Source organism: Synechococcus sp. MVIR-18-1 (assembly GCF_014279835.1).
Taxonomy (GTDB): Bacteria; Cyanobacteriota; Cyanobacteriia; order PCC-6307; family Cyanobiaceae; genus Synechococcus_C.
This window is the reverse complement of the sequence record NZ_CP047942.1, coordinates 1,844,279-1,859,813: the sequence shown is the minus strand read 5'-3', so window position 1 is coordinate 1,859,813 and position 15,535 is coordinate 1,844,279. Positions and strand designations below refer to the sequence as shown.

Below are 15,535 nucleotides of genomic sequence, written 5' to 3'. Positions count from 1 at the left end.
ATAACTCCCCAACTCAATGAGGTGAAGGCGTTTTAAGGCCTGGATTCATGCGGTTTTGTGCCACTCTCTCAACCTTGCCGTCATGAAAGTGAATCACAGTCTGTGCACGAGCTGCCACATCGTCTTCATGGGTGACGAGAACAATTGTGATGCCTTGAGCATGCAATTCATCAAACAAATTCAAAACATCATGCGTGGTGCGTGAATCCAAAGCACCGGTGGGCTCATCAGCCAACAGCAGAGCAGGCTTATTGATAATCGCTCTAGCGATGGCCACCCGCTGCTGCTGACCACCCGACAATTGGTTAGGGCGATTTTCCATCCTTTTGCCAAGGCCCACCTGTTCAAGAGCTGCAACAGCCCTTTGCTCGCGCTCCGAGGATGGAAGGCCGGCATAAATCATTGGCAGCATTACGTTCTCCAGTGCTGTCGCATGGGGGAGGAGATGGAACTGCTGAAACACAAAACCCAGCTCCTTGTTGCGCAGATCTGCTAAAGCATCGTCATCTAGCCGCTCAACAGCACTCCCGTTGAGCCAATAGGAGCCGCTGGTGGGGCGGTCCAAGCAGCCCAAAACATTCATCGCTGTGCTCTTGCCCGATCCACTCGCTCCCATCACAGCCAAGTAGTCGCCGCGCAGCACATCCAGATCCAACCCATTGAGAGCTCTAACCTCCGTTTCTCCAGATCCATAGACCTTGCTGACATCTCGGAGCTGAGCCACCGCCGGTCGGCCTTCATCGAAGAGATCAGCCAAGAGAAGCGCCTGAGGAAGTAGCAATTGCCTGCTGAAGCAAAGGTGTGCCAGCCACCGTGCTGCTGGCCCACTCAAACAGCGGGTTGGAAAGAATTCCGCCCACGGCAGTCACGACGACGCAAAGCACGAGAGCCACTCTCAAGGGAGGAAGCCCAATGGTGCTCCAGTTGATCGGCGGATAGGCCTTCACAACCTCTGAAGCCTCTTGAGGCTCCTTCACCACCATCATCTTGATCACACCGATGTAGTAGTAGATCGAAATGACCGATGTCACAAGACCGACCACGACCAAGACATATTGGTGGTCTGCCCAACCAGCGAAAAATAAATAAATCTTCCCGAAGAAACCAAGCATCGGTGGAATTCCACCAAGGGAAAGGAGGCAGAGACTCAGGCCGAGCGTAATCAAGGGATCTTTTTGATACAAGCCCGCATAGTCAGAAATCCGGTCACTACCCGTTCTGATCGAGAACAGGATGATGCAAGCGAATGCACCAAGATTCATGAAGAGATAGGTGGCCATGTAGAGCACCATTGCGGCAAAGCCGTCTTCAGTGCCGCACACAAGGCCGATCATCACAAAGCCGGCCTGTCCAATCGAGCTGTAGGCCAGCATCCTCTTCATCGAGGTCTGGGCTAACGCCACCACGTTGCCCAGCGTCATGCTGAGAATCGCCAAAACGGTGAATAGAAGTTTCCATTGCGTATCAAAACTTCCAAAACAGCCAACGAGAAGCCTGAGGGCTAGGGCAAAACCTGCAGCTTTAGATCCCACCGACAAGAAGGCCACAACCGGGGTCGGTGACCCCTCATAAACATCAGGCGTCCACTGGTGGAAAGGGACTGCGGCGATCTTGAAAGCCACCGTGGCAAGGACAAAGACCAGAGCTAGAGCGGCTAATGGTGTGGGACTCGTGACCAAAGCCTCACCGATCACTTCCAGGCTGGTTGAGCCACTCAGGCCATACAGAAGGGAAGCTCCGTAAAGGAACACGGCAGCCGCGGCCGAACCCACCAACAAATATTTGAGTGCTGCTTCGGAACTACGCGCATCACGCTTCATGTATCCCGACAACAGATAACTGGCCACGGAAAGCGTCTCGAGCGACACGAAAACGCTCACCAGGTCTGTTGCGCCGCAAAGCATCATTCCGCCAAGGGTGGCGGCGAGCAAGATGGCCGCGTATTCCCCAACAGGAGTGCCGCTTTGTTCGGCATATCTCCAACTAATAAGGAGAGACAAAAGCGTTGAAAGAGCAACAATCGCTCGGAACGCAATCGCGAGGTGATCGGAGAGAAAAGCGCCTAAAAACGAAGGCTCGAGGGGTGCATTCCACTGCAGGGCCAGCAAAACCAGAGCCGTACCTAAGCCCGCGTAACAAATGGGTGGAACCCAACGAACTGAAACTTTTTCTCCGGCTAAATCAACCAACAACGTGGCGATCATCGCCACCAAAACAGCTGCCTCAGGCCCAACCGTGCCGGCATGCAAAGCAAGGTTGAGCAGCTCCCCAGGAGCTGCCACGGCCTGGCTGGAGAGAAACAGAGCACCCAACTCGGGCATGGCGAGTGTGGTCAAACCAATTGGAGGGACTGTAGCTGCGCTCCTGCTCTTCCCTGAGTGAATTCCCTGATTTCGCTGCAGAAAGCTCGGCGGTGCGATAAAGAAGGGGACGGTTACCGACCCCACGTGGCGAACACCCTGGTCATCGTTGAGAGCCCCACAAAGGCCCGCACCATCCGTGGATTCCTTCCCAAGGGCTATCGGGTGGAAGCTTCGATGGGCCATGTGCGGGATCTGCCGAACAACGCAAGTGAGATCCCTGCAGCTCAAAAAGGGCAGAAATGGGCCAACCTCGGAGTCAACACCGAGGCGAACTTTGAACCCCTCTACGTGGTTCCGAAGGACAAGAAAAAAATTGTGCGCGAGCTCAAAGATGCCCTGAAGGGCGTTGATGAACTGCTGCTAGCGACTGACGAAGATCGAGAAGGTGAAAGCATCAGTTGGCATCTGCTCCAGCTGTTGTCACCCAAGGTCCCTGTGAAGCGAATGGTGTTTCACGAGATCACGAAAGAGGCGATCTCCCGGGCACTTGATGACACACGTGAGCTCGATATGGAGCTGGTGCATGCCCAGGAAACCCGAAGAATCCTCGATCGATTGGTGGGCTACACCCTCTCGCCGCTGTTGTGGAAGAAGGTTGCTTGGGGACTTTCGGCAGGACGTGTTCAATCCGTGGCTGTTCGCCTGCTCGTGCAGCGAGAGCGGGCTAGGCGCGCCTTTCGCAGTGGGAGCTACTGGGATCTGAAAGCTGCGCTCGAGCAGCAGAGCATCCGCTTTGATGCCAAGCTCACGCACCTCGGAGGGACGAAAGTCGCCACTGGCAATGATTTCGACGAAAGCACAGGCAGCCTCAAGCAAGGCAGCAAGGTGCGCCTCCTGAGCGAAGACGACGCTCGCTCCCTATCGATTGCCCTTCAATCGTCGGATTGGAGCGTCTCTTCCGTCGAAGAAAAACCCACGGTGCGCAGGCCCGTTCCGCCGTTCACCACCAGCACGCTGCAGCAGGAATCCAATCGCAAATTACGTCTGTCAGCGCGAGAGACAATGCGCTGCGCTCAGGGCCTTTATGAACGCGGTTACATCACCTACATGCGCACCGATTCGGTGCATCTCTCCGATCAAGCGATTACGGCTGCACGCAGCTGTGTGGAATCGCGCTACGGCAAGGAATATCTGAGCAACGGGCCCAGGCAGTTCAGTACCAAGTCTCGCAATGCTCAGGAAGCCCATGAGGCGATCCGTCCTTCAGGTGAGAGCTTCCGAGCCCCCTCCGAAACTGGTTTAGAAGGGCGTGATCTGTCCTTGTACGAGCTGATTTGGAAGCGCACAGTCGCTAGCCAGATGGCAGAAGCACGACTCACCATGCTCTCCGTGGACCTCACGGTTGGAGAAGCCCTGTTCCGCTCCAGTGGAAAGCGCATTGATTTCCCCGGCTTTTTCCGCGCTTACGTCGAGGGCAGCGATGACCCTGATGCGGCTTTGGAAGGTCAGGAAGTGTTGTTGCCCGCCCTGAACGTTGGCGATTCACCCAAGGTTCATGACGTTGAAGCGCTCGGACACCAAACCCAGCCGCCCGCCCGCTTCAGCGAAGCCTCCCTGGTGAAAATGCTGGAGAAAGAAGGGATCGGCCGTCCTTCCACCTACGCCAGCATCATCGGCACGATCGTGGATCGAGGGTATTCCTCGCTCAACAACAATTCGCTCACACCAAGTTTCACAGCCTTTGCAGTGACCGCCCTGCTTGAGGAGCATTTCCCCGACTTGGTGGATACCGGATTCACCGCCCGCATGGAAACCACGTTGGATGAAATCTCCACCGGAAAAGTGCAATGGCTTCCCTATCTGGATGGATTTTTCAAAGGCGATGAAGGACTTGAGTCCTTGGTCCACAAGCGTGAGGGAGACATCGACCCTGGAGCATCACGCACGATTGACCTCGAGGGCTTGCCGTGCGTGGTCAGGATCGGGCGCTTTGGGGCCTATCTCGAATCCAAACGCGTTGGTGACGACGGAGAAGAGGAGCTCATCAAAGCAACCCTTCCCAAAGAGATCACCCCTGGTGAATTGGATCAGGAACAAGCAGAACTGATCCTTAAGCACAAGGCTGATGGTCCAGAAGCGCTCGGTGAAGATCCCGAAACGGGTGATCTTGTTTATCTGCTCTTCGGTCAGTACGGCCCCTATGTGCAAAAGGGTCAGGTCAGCGACGAAAACCCCAAGCCGAAACGGGCCTCTTTACCGAAAGGAGTGAAGCCCGAAGAGCTGAAACTTGATGATGCACTCGGGCTACTGCGCTTGCCCCGTCTCCTGGGCGAACATCCAGAAAGCGGAAAGGTTCAGGCTGGCTTGGGTCGCTTTGGCCCCTACGTGGTTTGGGACAAAGGAAAAGGCGAAAAGGACTATCGCTCCCTCAAGGGCGAAGACGACGTCCTCGCTATTGGTCTGAGTCGAGCCCTGGAACTGCTGGCCATGCCGAAGCGGGGACGAGGAGGAAGAACGGCGCTCAAGGACCTTGGGAAACCCGAGGGAAGCGAAGAGACCGTGCAGGTCTTCGATGGTCCCTATGGCCTCTACGTCAAACAGGGAAAAGTGAATGCCTCATTGCCTGAAGGCAAAGTGGCCGACGACATCACCTTGAAAGAAGCGATCGAGCTCCTCGACGCAAAAGCCGCCACCAAAAAAACGGCAAGGCGCAAAACCTCAACGACCAAAAGCGCCAGCAAAGCCAAAAGCACCAAGAGTTCCGCCGCCAAGGGTGCAACCGCCAAACCTGCTGCCCGTAAAGCACCGGCAACGACCAAGACCGGGCGCCTTCGCGCGAGTGCCGTGCGCGTCATCCGTCCTGGTGACGCGTAATGCGAGCGCAGTGGTTGCTGATGCCGCTGCTGCTTGCCTTGCAGGCCTGCTCAGGGACGACATTTGGGCAGAAGCTTGCCGATAGCTTCGATTCACCACCCACACCCGCCGCGGCCCAGCAGACACCAAACTCCAAGCTCAAGCAGGAACCAGATTCCGCCTTAAAAGAACCCGCGAAGGCTGAAGACGAGGGCGTCCAGGACAAGACGACCTCGGATTCGGACGCGGAGCCCACAGACCCATCGGAACCGCAGACGCCGAAACAAGCGTTGACCAACGTCCAACCCGCCAAAAAAGAGTCAGCCACCATCCGTTCGCAGCCCGCCGCACCTCGGCCCTATCGCATCACGATTCGCTTGGCAGCTGCTGATCCTGCCGCACCTGCAGAAAGTGTCACGGATGCCTTACGTCGCGCCGGAATTGGTTTCGAGGTCGAAACGATTGAGAAGATCCCTTCGCTTCAAGTCTCAAAAGAAGCCACCAACGACATCGAAAGGCAGCCCTAAACGTGATGGAACCACGCCTCAGCCGTCGACAAGCTCTACGCATGATGGAGGCCTCATACCTGGCGGCGGCGGCGGCCTTGATTTGGCTAGCTCTTTATTACTTACCCATCGGTGGAGCCCTGTTCCGTCTTGCCCTACCGCTGCCCTTAGCGCTGCTTCTTGTCCGTCGAGGCAGTCGGGCCGGGCTGGAGGGCGTCGTTGTAGCGATTCTTCTGCTGGTGGTGCTCATGGGGCCTCTGCGCGGGCCCCTGATGCTGTTCCCCTACGGATTGCTATCCCTTTGGCTCGGCTGGTGCTGGCACAAAAGGCTGAGCTGGTGGATCAGTTGGGGGCTAGGTGTCGTTATTGGAGCGGCTGGATTCCTGGTGAGGGTGGTCGCTCTGTCCTTGATGGTGGGAGAGAACCTTTGGGTGGTGATTACAAGGGCCGGCGCTGGACTGCTCGATCGTGTCCTTGAACTGATGCAGTTGCCCCTCGCCCCTGATCTGCTGTTGGTGCAATCCATGGCAATCACGCTCGTTGTGGTGCAGCAGCTCATTTACGTCCTGGCTCTACACGCCTTGGCCTACTGGATCTTTCCCCGTCTCCAAGCTCCGATTCCTGAACCTCCTCCCGTGCTCCATGGCCTGGTCGCCCTCGACCCTCTTTGAGCTCCCAGAGGGATGCACACGCCTTTCGGGCCCAGCATCCGAGTTTTGGTTGGGCGCCACGCACCGCTTTTGGTCCGACCCCGAACCCGCTCCCAGCCTCTTACTGCTGCTTTCATCCACTTTGACCGCAGAGGTGGAAGGCATCTCTGCTGCCGGTGCAACATCTGAATCACGGCGCTACACCGCCATTGCTGACGCTGAGTTGCTTCTTTATGGGCCCTCACATCAACCTCGCTGGCCATTGCCGCCTTTGCCCGCGGGTGTCTCGCCAGCATTGATCAGTTGGGTTGCTGCGGAGGCCATCCAGATTCAGCCCTGGGTGGGATCAATTGGGCTGTCAAAGCTGCCTCCCTTCCCTCATCTGCGCTTTGAGGATCCGCAGTTTGGTCCAGCCGCCTGCATCAGCACCGGGCACGCCATGACGCCTCAGCGAGTCCAGCAGCTGCTCCGCAAAGGCCAACGTTTCGGTGAGCGTTTGCGGCACCCACTGGTTCTTGCTGAATGTATCCCCGGAGGAACCACCACAGCGTTAGCCGTTCTTTGTGGTCTTGGACTTCCCGCCAATGACCTGATCAGTGGTAGTGCCATCCATCCGCCGATGGCGTTGAAACAAGACCTTGTCCAGCAGGGGCTGCAATCGGCAGAGCTCAGCGCAACGCCTTCCTCTCAGGAGCTCTTAGCTGCCGTGGGAGATCCATTTCAGGCCTTTGCAACCGGATTACTGATCGGATCCCTTTCGAGCAGTCAACCCCTCCTCTTGGCTGGGGGCAGTCAGATGGCTGCCGTGCTGGCACTCGCCCTCAACATGGTGTCGACCAGAGAGCGTCGCTTGCTTTCCAATCAGGTGCTGATCGGCACAACGGCTTGGTTGGCTGGGGAAATTCTGACGCCAACCGGGAGCAAGCGCCCATCCCTGATGGAGCTGCTGGCATTGCTAGAAGATCATTTCGATGTTTGCATCTCTGCCCTGGCGAGTGGTCTTCGCTTTGGCGACAGTCGACACCGCTCGCTGCGTGACTACGAGCTCGGTCATGTCAAAGAAGGTGTAGGTGCCGGCGGTCTCGCGTTGCTTGCTCAACTGCGGGGACTGTCCCTAGATCGCATCAGCCAGGCATGCGACAACGCCATGGATCAATTGCTCGAATCCAAGCTCAACCCCCCTGAATCGCCAACGAATCCCGAAGGGATCCAGCCCCGTAAGGTTTGAGAATGATCGGCCCATCTGCTCAGCCCGTTTCGTTTCGCCGGCGACAGCTGCTTCAGGCTGGCTTCATTGCCGGACTCTCATCGCTCGCAGGCTGTGCGCGATCCAATGGTTCGCCCCTCTTGCGAGCCTCAACGAAAAGCCTTCCTGCACTGTGGCAGAAGCAGCTCAAAGCTCCTTGGCGCATTGCAGAGCTGAAAGCCATTACCAGCTCCGACGATCCCCCGTGGCTGTCGTCCACCGATCTACTCACGATTGGGGATGGTTGGTTATCGAGTCTTAACCCAGGATCGTTTCAAGCCATTGATGCCGCTCCTCTACAAGCGCAACTAGGACCTCCATCAGAGCGGTTTCTCTCTGAACTGCCTACCGACTGGAAAGGCAAAATTTTCCCTGTGGGCGTCAGCCCCTGGGTCATGCTGTTTCGAGGAGAACCAGACCTCAAGAACCAAGCGGTCAATAGCTGGGACGTTCTTCTGGATCCAGAACTCAAGGGAAAAGTCCTTTTGCCATCAAGCCCGCGGTTGGTGATCTCGCTGGCAGCGCAGATGCAGACCCCTGATGCGCTGCGACAACTCCGAGCAGCAGCGATCAGTTTTGATGATCGACATGCCCTCAACTGGTTGCTGCAAGGCGATGCACAAGTTGCAGTGCTGCCTCTGCAACGGTGCATGGGAGCGCTCCTTCGAGATCAAAGGCTGCATGCAGTGCTGCCCACACAGGGAGCGCCTCTGAACTGGACCCTGATGCTGCGCCCAAGTTCAAGCAAAGAGCCCTTACCTCAAGACTGGGTCAAAAAAGCCTGGGAAGAACCCCTGCTCAGTCGGCTGCTCTCTGCAGGATGGGTTCCTCCCCTGGCTCGTTCTCAACTCAGCATCGCCATGTCGCGAGTACCAAAACGGCTTCGCGCCCTGGTTCTTCCCTCCAACGAGGTCTGGCAACACTGCTGGAATCTTGCTCCTCTGGATCTGTCAGAACAAGACGCTCTGAAAGCCAAGTGGAAGGCCTCAACCCCATAGACGTCGTCGCGGGGCCGCGGCCAACAACTGATGGGTCTCCGCCAACAGATCAGGGATCGCCAGTTGATGGGGACATCGGGGGAGGCAATCTCCACAGGTCTCACACCCTTCGGCATTCACCTCCTCCCACCAGTGGCCAGCGCGCCCAATCAAGTTGTAACGCTCTTCTGTGAACTCCTGGAGGTCATGGGCGAGCCGCAAATTGCGCAGTCGTAGCAACTCAGGGATGGGCACCTCCTTTGGACAGGGGAGACAGGCTCTGCACTGATGGCAAAGCGTTTCACCAAGCCGCTGTTGACGCAATAGTTCCAGACGGGACAAAGCGGTCTGTTCTGCAGGGGTGAGCGCCCCATCGCTGCTGGCCATGGAGGCGGCAAGGTTGAGATCGCACGGGCTGCTGGCCCCAACCGTGAGGGTGCTGACCCCAGTGGCCAAGAGGTAGCGGTAAGCAAGAGCTAAGGGTTCCCACGGCTGGCAATCTGCCTGTAGCAACGGGCTTGGTGCTTGCAAGCGGCCACCCTTATCCGCGGGGGAGATCGCCATCACTCCCATGCCTGCATCCAGCGCCTCCAATGCCAAGGGGAGCCGTGCTGGATCCAACAAATGAAGATGCAGGCTGCAAAACCGAAAGCGACCACTTGCGATGGCACGAGCGATCAGTGGATTAGAGCCATGGCTGCTGAAACCCACCTGCCCCACAAGCCCAGATTTCAGGGCCCAGTCCAAGAGCCTGGCTCCATCCCCTTCGATCGCCCAATGCAGGTGTTCCTCTCGATTAAGACCGTGAATGGCCAAGCCATTCAAAAAGGGACGTCCCAACCGTTCTAGGCATGCCGATAAAGCGCGTTGCCCTTGGTCCAAAGACAGGCCTGGAAGGAGTTTGCTGGTGATTAACCATCCCCCCTCAGGGGCAATCCCTTCTTGTGCAAGCTGATCCAAGGCCTGCCCCAAAAAGATTTCAGCAGGGCCATAGGCGGGTGCCGTCTCTAAGTGATTGATCCCAGCGGCATGGGCTGCTCGCACAATTGCAACCATTTGCTCGCGGTCTTTCAGAGCGCGCATCGTCCCCAAGGTGAACAAGCTCACCGCAGGACCAGTACCAAAGGCACGACGGACCCCAGCACCAGCCAAAGGCTCTGTTGACATCACAAATTGTCGACATCCGTTTCTTTGTCCGCTTCCTTATCCGTTTCCTCGTCCTTGGGATGTCTTGACTGAAGGTGCCGGACCATGGCGGCAGGACTGACCTGATCTAGAAATCGACGAAACTCGTTTCGATCCTCTGCATCCGCTTCGGCATCGACAGCGATTGAGGCTTCAGCAACAACTTCCTCCAACATCCAAATGCTGCTGCCAGTGCGGATGGCAAGCGCAATGGCATCACTGGGCCTGGCATCAATATCTAAAAGCTCCTCCCTCGACTCGATCTCCTCAATCGGCTCATGGTCTGGGGCCCCTTCGATCGCGTCGATTGGGGCGTCATGGCTGAGTTTCAAGACCGCACGAAATGTGCTGTCTTCAATCGCATGGATGATGACCCGCTCGAGATGTAGATCACCAGCAGCCAACAGCTGCACCATCAAGTCATGGCTTAAGGGGCGAGGAGAAGGGTCTCCATTCAATCCGGCCATGATGTTGTGGGCCTGGGCCTGGTCGATCCAGATCGGAACTTGTCGCCGTCGAGATGGATCTCGAAGCAGAACGATTGGACTTCGGCTAGCGGCATCCAACGCAATCCCGATCACACTCATTTCCACCATCGGCAGCTCTCCCCCCCTTCTTCGATTATGACCAGTGAACTCACGCTGAAAGCACAGCATGTTCACGGGTCTGGTCCAAGCTGTTGGTCGGATTGAGCGCCGCGGCAGTGGCCTTGTCGTGAGTGGCTGCGCTCCGTTCGCTCCCCTCCAGCTGGGAGACAGCGTTGCCGTTGATGGCGTCTGTCTCACGGTGGCGGAATTGGTCGGTGATGGATTTCTGGCCAATGTCAGCGAGGAAACGCTGCAGCGCAGCACACTCGGACGCAAATCCACTTCTGGCGGTTCGGTCAATTTGGAGCCAGCCCTCCGCTTGTCCGATCGCCTTGGCGGACATCTCGTCAGTGGTCATGTCGACAGCATTGGCGAGGTGGTGGGCATCGAAGCCCTCAGCCAATCCTGGAAACTTGCGCTGCGCTGGCGAGATGCCGCCTATGGCCGGTACATCTGTGAAAAAGCCAGTGTTGCCGTCAATGGCATCAGCCTCACAGTGGCGGGGTCTGCCGATAAAGGCGCGCAATTTTGGATCGCCGTCATTCCTCACACCTGGATGGCCACGGCATTGCGCGATCTCGCGCCAGGGGATGAAGTGAATTTAGAAATCGATCTTCTCGCTCGCTATACGGAACGCTTGCTCGGCCATGCGCAGGAGGGAACAGCCTCCACCGCTGGGAACCACAGCTCTCTGAGCTCTGAATGGCTTGCCTCTCACGGTTGGAGCTGAGGGTTGGAGCTGAGGGTTGGAGCTGAGGGTTGGAGCTGAGGGAACATCACAAAACCGGGTCAGCGCTTCTGGGAATCAATACCTTGCGAGAGTTGTCTCTGTTACACAATTCATGACCGCTGACGATCGTCCCGATTCCGTTGGGACCTTTAAAGCTTTCGCCATTGCCGAAGGCATTCTGCTGATCATCTTGGGCGTTCTCTCCCTGATTTTTCCGGTGATTGCATCCGTATGGGTCACTGGAGTGATCGCCGTTGTCTTTCTCGTTGGAGGCGTGGTGGGTTGGATCAGCAATCTGGCCCGCTCCAAACGCATGGGGCGCTGGATTTGCTTCTGGCGACTAGTGGTTTCAACCTTGTTCATCGTTGCGGGTGCTTCGATGATCAGCAATTTCCGAAGTCCTGCAGACGCTGCGGAACAGGTCGCAACGCTATCGCTAGCGATCGGAATCGTTTTTCTTGTAGAGGGTGTTGTGGCCTTTTTCAACGGCCTATCTCATAGCAACCGTCCTGGAGCGGGCTGGGCGATTGCCAATGGAGTCATCACCTTCATCCTTGGGCTCCTGATCGTGACTTTGAAGTTCTGGGGCTTGCTTTGGGTCCTGGGCGTACTCGTAGGCATCAGCTTCCTATTCAGCGGCATCGATCTGATTGCCTTGAGCTCAACCATTCACAACGATCAAGAACCACCAGCTGCTGCCTGATCAGCTCGCAGTCAGCGTCTAAACACCAGTGAGCACAAGGGCCCGAGCTTCAACTTGGGTCCTTGTTTGTGTCTTGATCCGGCTCAGAGCCCACCTCTGCAACCTTGAGCTCCTCGTTATTCATGGGGAGAAGCCAAATGGAGCGGGAGTCTTGACGCAGCTCAATCCGAAACTCTTGACCGGGCTCTAGGCCAAGACGACGGGTATAGGCATGACCGATCAGCAGATTTCCATTCCCATGAACGCGGGTCTTGAATTCGGCTTGGCGACCTCTGGTTCCACCCCCGCCACTAGAACTGGACGAGGGCAGCTTGTAACCCTTCGCTTCCACTAAGGCTTTGTAAAAGCCCTTGCGCAGCACGCGACCACTGGGACCGACATACCCGCATCCCCGCGCAATTTCGTCTTCAGAGCGATTGCTGAGTGACCGGGCCCTGTTCAGCAATTCCTGGCCAGTGAGCATCTAACTCAAGAAATTTGCTTTGATTCTGGCCATAACTCTCTTATGAAGCAACAAAAGTATCGAAAGCACATAAGAGGCATTAGCGATCAAGCTCGCTCAGATGAGATACAGAATCACAAATAAGACAACCCAGATGCCGTCAACGAAGTGCCAATAGAGCTCTGCCGCTTCAAGGGGGAAGTGATTATCGGCGGTGACGCGCCCCTCAGGAGTGCGACATTGCCACCACACAATCAGAATCATTAGGGCGCCCAGGGTCACATGCAGACCGTGGAATCCAGTGAGAGCATAGAAAGTGCTGGCGTAAAGGTTGTCAGTCAACCCAAATGGCAAGGTGAAATACTCCACCATCTGACTCACCAAAAAGGCCAAGCCCAAAATGGCTGTCAGCAGTAACCAGCGCCTGCAGCGTTGCATGTCACTGCGGCGCAGATTGACACCAGCGCGATGAAAGGTGGCACTACTAACAAGCAAGAGAATGGTGTTCAGCGTGGGGAGAGGAAGCTCCAACTCATACACAGCACCAGGCAGGAGGGGATTAACAGCCTTAAACGTGAGATAAGCGGCAAAAAAGCCTGCAAATGTCATCGCGTCAGCCACCAAGAAGGTGGCTAGGCCAAACATGCGGTGGTCGGGGTGGCTTTCTTCGTGATGCTCTTGAATTTCAACTGCTTGGTCTTTAGGGGATAGGGAAGTCATCGGCCGTTGCTCCATAAATCACTGCCACTGGCATCTTTCAAATCGATCTGGTCTGCAGGGATTCCATACCCATAGGGGTGCGTGACCAAAGGAGGTTCACCTTTCCAGTTCTCTACAGGAGGTGGAGAGCTGGTCAACCATTCAGGGGTCAAGGCACGCCAAGGGTTATCTCCAGCAATCTCACCAGAGCGTGCACTTGCGAACACGTTCCATAGGAAGGGCAGGGTGCTTAGGGCCATCAGCAGAGCGCCAACACTGCTGATCTGATTCACAAATGCAAATTGCGGATCGTATTCAGCAACACGCCTAGGCATGCCATTGAGGCCAAGCCAATGCTGGGGGGCAAAGCAAAGATTGAATCCTATAAACGTCAGCAAGAAGTGAAAACGTCCGAGATTTTCATCCATCATCCTGCCGGTCACTTTCGGGAACCAGTGATAAACAGACGCGAAGATCACAAAAACCGATCCTCCATAAACGATGTAATGGAAATGAGCAACGACGAAGTAGGTGTCATGAACGTGGACATCAAAGGGCACTTGAGCTAGTGCCACTCCAGTAATCCCACCCAAAACAAAGTTGACAATAAAACCGCAAGAGAACAGGATTGCACTATTAAGGCTGATTTTTCCTCCCCACAAAGTAGCTATCCAGTTAAAGAATTTAATGCCAGTCGGAACAGCAATAAAGGCCGTTGCGATTGTGAAAAACAGACGCATCCATGGAGGCGTACCACTGGTAAACATGTGATGGGCCCAAACAACAAGCCCAAGAACAACGATCGCCATGATCGAATACACCATCGTGGTGTATCCAAAAAGTGGTTTCCGACAATGAATCGGAAGAATTTCACTCACCAAACCAAATGCCGGCAACACCATGATGTAGACGGCTGGATGAGAGTAAAACCAGAAGAGGTGCTGATAAACAACAACGTTTCCACCCATTCCTGGATTAAAGAATCCCGTGTGCGCAACGATATCAAAGCTCAGAAGAATCAAAGTACCAGCAAGAACAGGTGTCGAAAGAACCACAAGAATGCTCGTTCCAAGCATGGCCCAGCAGTACATCGGCAATTGCATCAGCTTCAAGCCAGGCCGACGCAATTTCAGAATGGTGGCTATAAAGTTAATACCACCAAAAATTGAACTACCCCCAAGCAATAAAACGCTCAGGATCCAAATAATCTGACCAGTCGCAGGAGTTGTAAGACTGAGTGGTGGATAGGCTGTCCAACCCGACTGAGCTGCACCGGTAATAAAGTAACTGGTGATCAGGAGTAAACCAGCAGGCGGAATCAGCCAAAAAGCAACTGCATTTAGCCTTGGGAAAGCCATGTCCCTGGCCCCGACATAAAACGGAATCAGATAATTTCCAAAGGCACCATTGACGACTGGGACAATCCAAAGAAAGATCATCACAGTGCCATGCAAGGTAAGCACCTGGTTGTAAACCTCCCGTGGCATAAAATCTGACACGGGACTGGTCAGCTCTGTACGGATAGCGCCAGCAAGGGCACCACCAATGAGGTAAAAAGCAAAGCCACAAACAAGATATTGAAGTCCGATCACTTTGTGATCGACGCTAAAACTGAGATAGCGAAGCCACCCAGTGGGTTGCAACGAGGGGGGTTTGCTTTGCTGCGGAAGAGTAAGTGTCATGCCTCAGATACAGGGAGCTTGCGATTGGCTTGGAACCAGGCGTCGTAGTCATCGGCCGACTCAACCACCACCGTGGAGCGCATACCACCGTGATATGGGCCGCAGAGTTCAGCGCAAACAACTGGATACCTCCCTGGGCGAGTGGGAGTGAAATTAAGCAATGTTGGCTGGCCTGGAATGATGTCTTGCTTGAGCCTGAATTCTGGAACCCAGAACGCATGGATCACATCTTTAGCCTCCATTTTCAATGAAATAGGTCGTCCTGATGGAACATGCAATTCTCCAGAAATAATGTCGCCATCTGGGTAGTGGAATAGGAAGGCAAATTGCATCGCAGTGACCTCAACTGGAAGAGGCGATATCGCCATTTCAGAACTGGCTTGCATCGCCCCTGCCGTGCCAATGCCTCCCCATACCCTCTCCTCAGTGGCTTGAGAATCGCCGTGTCCACCATGACCGAGGGGAACCATTCCTCCCATTCGCTCGTAGATGTCGTAGCTGAATAAGCCCACAAACAGCACAACAATGGCCGGGACAGCCGTCCAAAAGATCTCAAGAGGCAAATTGCCTTCCAGTGCAATCCCGTCACCAATCTGTCCAGGTTTGCGGCGGAAACGAACAAGGCTGAACACAACCACCCCAACGATTCCTACGAACAAAATCGTTCCGATGCTGAACAGAACACGAAACAGTTCGTCGTAGATGGGTGCGTTGACGCTGGCATCAACAGGAAGGAGGTTGATGTTTTGGCCAATCCACAACCCACCAAGCACAAGGATCATTCCCAGTGCAAGAGTGATAATTGCCGAGGGGATAGGCACGAAACTCCTGGTACATGTCTCATCAGACTATGGAGATCCCAGCCCTTCTTCATGCCGTGATTGTTAAAGCAGCCTGTAGTTCCTGCTAGCAAAGCTGTTTTAGGGCGTTGTTGTCAGCAAAGGGAGATGTTGGCGATCTTAAAAATGTTGG

15 protein-coding genes are annotated in these 15,535 nt (G+C 55.3%); 7 read left to right on the top strand and 8 right to left on the bottom strand.

Translation table 11 applies throughout. The annotated features are described in order from the left end of the window. Positions 1–13: 13 nt before the first annotated feature. Together SynMVIR181_RS10045 and SynMVIR181_RS10040 are read right to left on the bottom strand one after the other, a co-directional pair. A complete protein-coding gene (locus SynMVIR181_RS10045; protein ID WP_186589144.1) occupies positions 14–757 on the bottom strand; it encodes an ABC transporter ATP-binding protein in 744 nt (247 codons plus the stop codon). Then, positions 750–2,321 carry an NAD(P)H-quinone oxidoreductase subunit N gene (locus SynMVIR181_RS10040; protein WP_186525595.1) on the bottom strand — a complete coding sequence of 524 codons (1,572 nt, stop codon included), beginning with the start codon at positions 2,319–2,321 and terminating at the stop codon, positions 750–752. Before SynMVIR181_RS10040 ends, SynMVIR181_RS10045 begins: the two co-directional genes overlap by 8 nt. A 126-nt stretch (positions 2,322–2,447) precedes the next feature. Between SynMVIR181_RS10040 and topA the strand changes: the two genes are divergently transcribed. The 5 genes from topA to SynMVIR181_RS10015 are packed head-to-tail and all read left to right on the top strand — an operon-like array spanning position 2,448 to position 8,556. Further along, complete coding sequence (gene topA, locus SynMVIR181_RS10035; protein WP_186590617.1) at positions 2,448–5,177, top strand: type I DNA topoisomerase; 2,730 nt, start codon at positions 2,448–2,450, stop codon at positions 5,175–5,177. A gap of 20 nt (positions 5,178–5,197) precedes the next feature. Beyond that, complete coding sequence (locus tag SynMVIR181_RS10030) at positions 5,198–5,683, top strand: hypothetical protein (protein ID WP_255444253.1); 486 nt, start codon at positions 5,198–5,200, stop codon at positions 5,681–5,683. A 5-nt stretch (positions 5,684–5,688) separates the two neighbouring features. Further along, on the top strand, positions 5,689–6,333 hold the full coding sequence (locus tag SynMVIR181_RS10025; protein WP_186589142.1) for a DUF2232 domain-containing protein: 645 nt from the start codon (positions 5,689–5,691) through the stop codon (positions 6,331–6,333). Next, entirely contained in the window at positions 6,305–7,540 is a 1,236-nt protein-coding gene (locus tag SynMVIR181_RS10020; RefSeq protein ID WP_186589141.1) for a nicotinate-nucleotide--dimethylbenzimidazole phosphoribosyltransferase, read from the top strand. Before SynMVIR181_RS10025 ends, SynMVIR181_RS10020 begins: the two co-directional genes overlap by 29 nt. A gap of 2 nt (positions 7,541–7,542) precedes the next feature. After that, entirely contained in the window at positions 7,543–8,556 is a 1,014-nt protein-coding gene (locus tag SynMVIR181_RS10015) for an ABC transporter substrate-binding protein (RefSeq protein ID WP_186589140.1), read from the top strand. On the opposite strand, the gene SynMVIR181_RS10010 is transcribed toward SynMVIR181_RS10015, so the two are convergent. After that, complete coding sequence (locus tag SynMVIR181_RS10010; RefSeq protein ID WP_186589139.1) at positions 8,545–9,702, bottom strand: aldo/keto reductase; 1,158 nt, start codon at positions 9,700–9,702, stop codon at positions 8,545–8,547. The genes SynMVIR181_RS10015 and SynMVIR181_RS10010 overlap by 12 nt on opposite strands. Further along, the gene (locus SynMVIR181_RS10005; RefSeq protein WP_186590616.1) at positions 9,702–10,316 is read right to left on the bottom strand and encodes a bifunctional nuclease family protein; all 615 of its coding nucleotides are present in this window, start codon (positions 10,314–10,316) and stop codon (positions 9,702–9,704) included. The genes SynMVIR181_RS10010 and SynMVIR181_RS10005 overlap by 1 nt, the downstream gene beginning before the upstream one ends. 58 nt (positions 10,317–10,374) lie before the next feature. Between SynMVIR181_RS10005 and SynMVIR181_RS10000 the strand changes: the two genes are divergently transcribed. Both SynMVIR181_RS10000 and SynMVIR181_RS09995 read left to right on the top strand, forming a co-directional pair. Next, positions 10,375–11,037: a riboflavin synthase gene (locus SynMVIR181_RS10000; RefSeq protein WP_186589138.1), complete on the top strand. Its 663-nt coding sequence runs from the start codon at positions 10,375–10,377 to the stop codon at positions 11,035–11,037. A 112-nt stretch (positions 11,038–11,149) separates the two neighbouring features. Further along, positions 11,150–11,740, top strand: a complete 591-nt coding sequence (locus tag SynMVIR181_RS09995; protein WP_186589137.1) for an HdeD family acid-resistance protein — start codon at positions 11,150–11,152, stop codon at positions 11,738–11,740. Positions 11,741–11,789: 49 nt separating this feature from the next. On the opposite strand, the gene SynMVIR181_RS09990 is transcribed toward SynMVIR181_RS09995, so the two are convergent. The 4 genes from SynMVIR181_RS09990 to SynMVIR181_RS09975 all read right to left on the bottom strand — a co-directional run bounded on the left by SynMVIR181_RS09990 (position 11,790) and on the right by SynMVIR181_RS09975 (position 15,384). Continuing rightward, positions 11,790–12,203, bottom strand: a complete 414-nt coding sequence (locus SynMVIR181_RS09990; RefSeq protein WP_186589136.1) for an AbrB family transcriptional regulator — start codon at positions 12,201–12,203, stop codon at positions 11,790–11,792. Between the two features lie 96 nt (positions 12,204–12,299). After that, positions 12,300–12,902, bottom strand: a complete 603-nt coding sequence (locus SynMVIR181_RS09985; RefSeq protein WP_186589135.1) for a cytochrome c oxidase subunit 3 — start codon at positions 12,900–12,902, stop codon at positions 12,300–12,302. Next, entirely contained in the window at positions 12,899–14,563 is a 1,665-nt protein-coding gene (gene ctaD / locus SynMVIR181_RS09980) for a cytochrome c oxidase subunit I (protein ID WP_186589134.1), read from the bottom strand. Before ctaD ends, SynMVIR181_RS09985 begins: the two co-directional genes overlap by 4 nt. Beyond that, positions 14,560–15,384: a cytochrome c oxidase subunit II gene (locus tag SynMVIR181_RS09975; RefSeq protein ID WP_186589133.1), complete on the bottom strand. Its 825-nt coding sequence runs from the start codon at positions 15,382–15,384 to the stop codon at positions 14,560–14,562. Before SynMVIR181_RS09975 ends, ctaD begins: the two co-directional genes overlap by 4 nt. Positions 15,385–15,535 lie beyond the last annotated feature (151 nt).

What these genes read in the sequence shown, in the direction of transcription:
- SynMVIR181_RS10040 (WP_186525595.1), bottom strand. Translation starts at nt 2,321, where the DNA reads ATGCCCGAGTTGGGTGCTCTGTTTCTCTCCAGCCAGGCCGTGGCAGCT.
- SynMVIR181_RS10030 (WP_255444253.1), top strand. Translation starts at nt 5,198, where the DNA reads ATGCCGCTGCTGCTTGCCTTGCAGGCCTGCTCAGGGACGACATTTGGG.
- SynMVIR181_RS10025 (WP_186589142.1), top strand. Translation starts at nt 5,689, where the DNA reads ATGGAACCACGCCTCAGCCGTCGACAAGCTCTACGCATGATGGAGGCC.
- SynMVIR181_RS10020 (WP_186589141.1), top strand. Translation starts at nt 6,305, where the DNA reads ATGGCCTGGTCGCCCTCGACCCTCTTTGAGCTCCCAGAGGGATGCACA.
- SynMVIR181_RS10015 (WP_186589140.1), top strand. Translation starts at nt 7,543, where the DNA reads ATGATCGGCCCATCTGCTCAGCCCGTTTCGTTTCGCCGGCGACAGCTG.
- SynMVIR181_RS10010 (WP_186589139.1), bottom strand. Translation starts at nt 9,702, where the DNA reads ATGTCAACAGAGCCTTTGGCTGGTGCTGGGGTCCGTCGTGCCTTTGGT.
- SynMVIR181_RS10005 (WP_186590616.1), bottom strand. Translation starts at nt 10,316, where the DNA reads ATGGTGGAAATGAGTGTGATCGGGATTGCGTTGGATGCCGCTAGCCGA.
- SynMVIR181_RS10000 (WP_186589138.1), top strand. Translation starts at nt 10,375, where the DNA reads ATGTTCACGGGTCTGGTCCAAGCTGTTGGTCGGATTGAGCGCCGCGGC.
- SynMVIR181_RS09995 (WP_186589137.1), top strand. Translation starts at nt 11,150, where the DNA reads ATGACCGCTGACGATCGTCCCGATTCCGTTGGGACCTTTAAAGCTTTC.
- SynMVIR181_RS09990 (WP_186589136.1), bottom strand. Translation starts at nt 12,203, where the DNA reads ATGCTCACTGGCCAGGAATTGCTGAACAGGGCCCGGTCACTCAGCAAT.
- SynMVIR181_RS09985 (WP_186589135.1), bottom strand. Translation starts at nt 12,902, where the DNA reads ATGACTTCCCTATCCCCTAAAGACCAAGCAGTTGAAATTCAAGAGCAT.
- ctaD (WP_186589134.1), bottom strand. Translation starts at nt 14,563, where the DNA reads ATGACACTTACTCTTCCGCAGCAAAGCAAACCCCCCTCGTTGCAACCC.